Raw genomic sequence first — 6,008 nt, 5'->3', positions numbered from 1 at the left:
TGCCACGTTTGAGAGAACCAGCTGCTTCTAAAGACACATTTCCCTCATGCAACAGAAAATCAAACCACTTGAAAGCATCTTGATTTTGAAGGGGTTTGTAGTTTTTGCCGACAACTCCGAGAGTTTGGCGATCGCTAGAGCGAATCAATAGTTTGTAGTTTGGTAATGAAGTATATTCATAAGGTTCTGGGCTTTGGTAAATAGGATGTTCTTCTACAATCCAGTCTAGATCGGCTTCAACAATTGCTTGTTGAGTAGTAGGAGGATTATTGAGAACTTTGCCCAGACCGTGCCAAGCGGGTTTAGCTACGAAAAATCCCGATTCAAATTCATGTGGCATAATGTTATTCACCAAATACATTGTTTTTTTTAGGTTTGAGTCAGATGCTCAAACCTTTTCACAAAATTTTTGGCGGTAGCCAATCCTCAACAGTTAAGTTCTCGCTGTTTTCTATCTAAAATTCAAAAAGAGGAATTTCGCAAATTTCTTCGTCATAATTATCTTCGAGGATTGTTTAATTCTTGAGTTAAAGAGGAGATGATAGTTACGAGAAAGTTTGTGTTACCAAAGCAGTCAATGTCTATATGTTTTGTATCGTTGACCTTGACTGCACGAATAAAGAATCAACAGAGTTGTGCGATTAAAACGTTTTGCAAATCGTATTGGTCTATTTGAGTAGGAACGAAAATTCTGTATTCCTCGGCTAGAGCAAACAGTTCTGGAGGGCTAGCAAAAGGGATGCTGTTGAGGCGATCCCTTTTAGTGCGCTCGAACGCGATCGCTCTATAAAGTGCTTTAACTATTGGGCAATAGAAAAAAAGCACTGGAATCAAATAGAGAATTGCTGAAAAGATTAGATTTTCCATTTTTCTAAACCTTAATATTGTAATTTAGTGATGAAGTGAGATTGCGCGAAGCGATGTAACAAAGCCAAGATTGCCTGAAGAATAGCGTCTTTGCTAGTGCCAAAGGAAATCGCTAAAGTTATTACAGATTAAATTTACGTTGAGTGGTAATGAAAAGTGTAGTAGCGATGTCCTTTACGGATTCTATCGGCAATTCACTATTGTTCAACTCAGCTTTAGCAGTTTTAAAGCAATAGGAATAGAGTTTAGCCAGACGTTGAGCGTAGTCTTTAATATCTTCGGCTTTACTGTCACTTTTGGGTGATGGTAATGTAGCGTTTGTTGTGACTTGTTCGACGACAGAATATTTACCCTTTTCGTTTACGGCAAGATTTACAGGCTCGTTAGGATAACGATTGGTAAGAGTGCTATCCCCTGGATTGCCCCAAACCGCAATTTCTTCTCCTGTGTAGGTTAGGCAGTTAAGTACAACCCTATCGCCGTACTTGGTAGGGATTTGTTTTGCAGCTTTAGAAACGGTAGCTTGGATTAATTTCATGGTATTTTCCTAACAATTTGGATAAGAACTTTCATGAAATGTTTGGCGACAGCCAGAATCGATCGAGCTACTATTTAGGTTTTTTTTTGGTTTATGCTTTTTTATATGCTCTAGGATTAACAAACCTAGCGAAGAACAATCTTCGGGACGAAGTTGCAAGTGAGGAGTAGCCACTATTAAAAAGGTATTTCTGGTGGAGAATCGTCCGCATCAGAAAGTTCTGAAAAATCACTTTCCTCATCAATCTCACCAGAATCATCTAGATCGTCAAAACCGATGTATCCTTGAGAAAGAAGTTCTTCAGTATCCAATCCGCACATCTCAAAAGCTCGTCTTCTGGCGGGACTCATCGAGTTAGTATCTACTTTATCTTTGGAGCTATATAAAATCTTAAAAGTTGGCTCGATTCCCAACTTTTCTCGTTCTCTTCTTTCAATAGCTTGTTGTCTACTCCATTCATCACAATATTCCTCATGCTTTTTTCTGGCAATGGCATTTTCGCGATCGATCCTGGTATGGCGCATATTAATTTCTTCTACCCAATCGATTTCTGCTTCGCTCCAACCATCGTTTCTCAAACGTTGGCGGTATTGTGGAGTCATTGACCCGTCATCATTTTGTTCTCTGTAAAAAGCTGAATCAAAACTAGTCATTTTTTCTACCGTTTGCTGATATGACTCTAAAGCTCGATCGTTTCGATACTCTGACTCGACAGAATATAGACATTAACGAAAAAATTGAGAATTCTTTAGCAGAGTATTTGTTTCCCGATACCACCTTCAGTATAGGTGCAGTCTATCAAAATATTACAACACCAGAACACTTGGAAAACTACAAGAACAAAACCTTGCAGTTTGCTTCTGGACAGAGATTGTATTTTGCCGATCGCGAAGTTAGATCTTTAGTATATCCCAATCAATCGGATGGAGCGGCATACGGCAGCTTAATTTTTACTCCTTGTCAAAGTCTTAAAGAAATAGACGCTAGAGTTTTAGTTGTCGATGATGAAACTGGAGTTAATGGTGGCATCATGCCACTTGAAGAAGCCAAACAGTTAGTAGGTGATTGCTATGGCAAAATCGGTTTGGAAATGGCTGAAAAATTTACGGGATTGGACAATACGCCATTTCAGTACCGATTGGGAATCAAACCGCAGTCAGAAAGTTCGGTATACCGAATAGCCAAAGGTACGTTAGCTCCCGCCGCACTGGATAATTTAAGCGGAACAGAAATAACTACCAAAAGATCCCAGAATGGTAGAACTTCAAGAAAAATTGGCTACGATCTAATTTTACCAACCAGCAGCTTTAAGGGAAGAAAGAAAGGTTACGAACCGATAGAGCCTGGAGAATACAATCTCAAAGTGGGGATAGGTATAAAAACTTTAGCCAAGTATGGAGAACAGAGTTTAGGGACTCAGGTATTGGTTAACTATCCCAAAGCAGTAAAAAACGAGATTTTGGCTTTAGTAAAGGGTGAGGGCAAAAAATTGGCGACCGACCAAACTTCCCCGCAAAAGCTAGCCCAGAATTATATCGAACTGTACGAGAAAAGAAAAGATTTAAGTCAGATAGACGACAAAAACCAAAACTATGACGAGCTAGAGGGATTTGACCGAGTAATCGACGAAGCTTTTGGCGATCGCGAAACACCAATTACCGAAGAAGACCATAATTTATACAAACTGCTCAAAGCTGACGAGCATGGAAAACTAACCGAACACCCTAAAATTATCGACGAATTAAACAAGTTTGTCCGAAAAAGATGGACAGACATAGCGACAGGCAGAAGCGTTAAGTTTCAGGCAGGAATGGCACAACCGAGTCTGAAGCTAAAAGAGGATGAAATTTGTGTTCCTCATATTGCCGAAGGAAAAGAAGTTATCGTTACGCGATCGCCTTTAATCAACTCTAACGGAGTAATAGTTCTCAAGAACCGCCACCTGCCATTCGTAGAGCATCTTAAAGGAGTAGTACATATCAATCCAGTTGCCGCCGCCAAACACCTTCAGGCGGATTATGATGGGGATCGTTTAGCCTTTGAGATGGCAGAAAAGTTTCCAATTCTAGCCAAAGAAGTTAAAGAATATAACCTCGAACAAAATCGTTACCCCGATATTGTCAAAAGAGACAAAATTCCTTATCAAGGAACTTTTACTGAAATTGCTCTATCGGCAGCCGACAATCAAATTGGTGCGATCGCCAATCAAATTCAAAGGGCAGTGGCTTTAAGATGGGAAGCCCGCGAACTTCCCGAACCACAAAAGGTAGGCTATGTCAAAACCATTGCTAAAAAGATGTCTGGATTATTAGAAAAAGATCGCTCTCTACCCGACAAATATGGCGATCGCGTCAAGTTTTTAGCCAAATTGCCAGAGCGACTTTCAGCAGAAGAAACTAATCGAGCCTTGAAAACAGTTGAAGGAATTAATTTCGATTTAGTAGCCGATCTTGGTAACGAGTTGCAGGTTGCCGTTGATGGACCGAAGAGTGCGGCTCGTCCCGATGGGGAATTACTAAAAACTTTAAAGGCGATCGGTAGCTATAAATATCCACAATGGTTGTTAGATAAGAAAAATCCCGAAACTTATCAAAAACGTTCGATGCAGACTAATGGGTACTCCCCAATTGACTTTATAGTAGCCGAGACAAATAAGCATTTTCAGCAAAATCAGCTTACTCCTGAGCCTACCGTGTCGTTTCGCCCACTATTTTCCGACATTAAGTTCGATCGCCAAAAGGAGGAATTAGCACGTTCGGTTAGGGATACCTATAATTCTTTAATAGCTGAGGCGATCGCTACTGAAAAACAAATCGACCAGCCCGTACTTAAAATAACTTCAGCAACGAGCGGTAGAACTATTGAGATCGACAATCTACTTAAGTTTGCCAAATCAGATTCACCAATTTGGAAAGCCAAAAAGTTAGATGTAGGCATCAAAACCAACCCTAAAAATAAAAACACGCTTCTGGCAGTAGTCATTGAGCCTACAGGGAACAAAGAAATTGGCACTATTAATGTCGAACAGATAAAACAGTTTGGTTTGAAACCTGGGCATACTCTAAAAGGAGCAACAATACGAATAGAACCTGGAGTTACTAAAACTCAGAGCGGGGCGATGTTTGCCAGAGTTACTAACTACTTAGACGAAATTCGACAGAATACGCCAGAACTCGTACAAGCTTCTCTGGYAGCAGCACTGTGGGATGTGTCTCATACCAAAAGTGCAAATACTAACTATGTCAAAAAAGCCAGTGTTGCCTTTAACCTGTTTCCCGAACGGATAGTCAAACAATTAGAAAAGCCACCCATTCGGGATTTAACTTTAGTAGGGAGTCATTATTCTACCGACTATGGCAATAAACGTTGGCAGGGAGAAAAAGTAAATTGTGAGGTTGTCAAAGATAAAGACCCTCAAAGCTACAACTATGGCAAAAAAATAGTTTTGGTAGAAGGTAAATTTCTAGCCAAGTTTAGTGATGAGTCGGTATCTTTAGCTGAGGGAGCTAAATTTACAGCTACCCTGCGCTCGCCACCAGGAGCTTCGATTATTGCTACTACTCCTAAAGGCAATACGATCGAGATCGGGCAAATTAAAAACTTTGCTTATGCGAATCGAGATTGGCAGGGAGAATCAGCCAAAATTAATTTGGACTATGCTTTTGTTAATAATAAAAAGAAGCCCGTAGCGATAATGGACGGCAAGATTTTGGGAGTTATCGATCGCGATAGTGTTAAAAAATTAGAAAAGCTATCTCTTATATCCAATAAAGTTACTCTGCCTGTMAACTTGGTTCGCTCTCCAGCTACCACGACTGATTTAAAAGTAGATTTAGAAACTCTCAACTATCCCTGGCAATCTGCCGAAGTTAATAATTCTTCAGCAGTCGCAACTGTTGCTCCGATCTTGCGCGACTTTCTCAAGCTGAAAGGTACGGAACATTTTGAAGGACAAAAATATACGGCTACTTGGAATAAAGACAAGCAGCTTCTGGTAATGAAGGATCTACAAGGTTCGACAAAATTGTCAGCACAATTCAATAAAGGAAAATGGCAGGAGCAAATCAATAATTTAAGCCAATCGGAAGTAGAGTTTTTTCAAGAAATGAATCCCAAGTTGCAAGAACAATTGGGTCAGTCTCAAACAAGTATCGAACGGCAAAGACAAGTTTTCAGACAAGAATATCAAAGGTTTAAAAATCAAGTCGTCGAAGCCAATCCTAAGTTTCTTCAAACTGGAGATGAAGAAATAGATACTGCTGTAGCTATGCTGGTAATTAAAGAAGCGATTGCCTTCGGCAATCCGACGTTCGCTACCGCGAACGGCGAATCGCGAAGCGCGATTGATTGCAATTCTAACCTCAAGCGAGTTGGACAGGTTTTGTCTCAAAGCGACCGCCTAAAAAAATGGAAACAGTCAATGCCAGAAACTCAGTACAAAGAAAAAGCTCAAGATTATATTTATCAAACTTATCAAGAAGCAAATCAAATTAGAGAAAACATTATTGATTCTCAAAAAGTGCACAAGTTTTCTTGGGAAAGATAACCTCAAATATTTTTAATCAGCTAGTATATCAGCTAGTATATTTGTAAAATTTTTAGA

The 6,008-nt window shown here is 39.8% G+C and carries 5 protein-coding genes; 1 reads left to right on the top strand and 4 read right to left on the bottom strand.

Features of this window, described 5'->3' with window-relative positions:
* The 4 genes from KV40_RS23965 to KV40_RS23950 form a co-directional block, all read right to left on the bottom strand.
* Positions 1-340: DUF932 domain-containing protein (locus KV40_RS23965; protein ID WP_036486675.1), on the bottom strand; the 340-nt coding region annotated here is incomplete at its 3' end.
* 284 nt (positions 341-624) lie between these two features.
* On the bottom strand, positions 625-867 hold the full coding sequence (locus KV40_RS23960) for a hypothetical protein (protein ID WP_036486674.1): 243 nt from the start codon (positions 865-867) through the stop codon (positions 625-627).
* A gap of 121 nt (positions 868-988) precedes the next feature.
* Positions 989-1,405 carry a hypothetical protein gene (locus tag KV40_RS23955; protein ID WP_036486673.1) on the bottom strand — a complete coding sequence of 139 codons (417 nt, stop codon included), beginning with the start codon at positions 1,403-1,405 and terminating at the stop codon, positions 989-991.
* A 176-nt stretch (positions 1,406-1,581) separates the two neighbouring features.
* The gene (locus tag KV40_RS23950; protein ID WP_036486672.1) at positions 1,582-2,058 is read right to left on the bottom strand and encodes a hypothetical protein; all 477 of its coding nucleotides are present in this window, start codon (positions 2,056-2,058) and stop codon (positions 1,582-1,584) included.
* 20 nt (positions 2,059-2,078) lie between these two features.
* Here KV40_RS23950 and KV40_RS23945 point away from each other — a divergent pair, with 20 nt between their 5' ends.
* Positions 2,079-5,951 carry a hypothetical protein gene (locus KV40_RS23945; protein ID WP_052055890.1) on the top strand — a complete coding sequence of 1,291 codons (3,873 nt, stop codon included), beginning with the start codon at positions 2,079-2,081 and terminating at the stop codon, positions 5,949-5,951.
* Positions 5,952-6,008: the final 57 nt, after the last annotated feature.

This window comes from Myxosarcina sp. GI1, assembly GCF_000756305.1.
GTDB lineage: Bacteria > Cyanobacteriota > Cyanobacteriia > Cyanobacteriales > Xenococcaceae > Myxosarcina.
Note: the sequence above shows the minus strand (reverse complement) of the source record. Positions and strands in the feature narration are given on the sequence as shown.

Coding starts and splice junctions, on each gene's coding strand:
- KV40_RS23960 (WP_036486674.1), bottom strand. CDS start 867: ATGGAAAATCTAATCTTTTCAGCAATTCTCTATTTGATTCCAGTGCTT.
- KV40_RS23950 (WP_036486672.1), bottom strand. CDS start 2,058: ATGACTAGTTTTGATTCAGCTTTTTACAGAGAACAAAATGATGACGGG.
- KV40_RS23955 (WP_036486673.1), bottom strand. CDS start 1,405: ATGAAATTAATCCAAGCTACCGTTTCTAAAGCTGCAAAACAAATCCCT.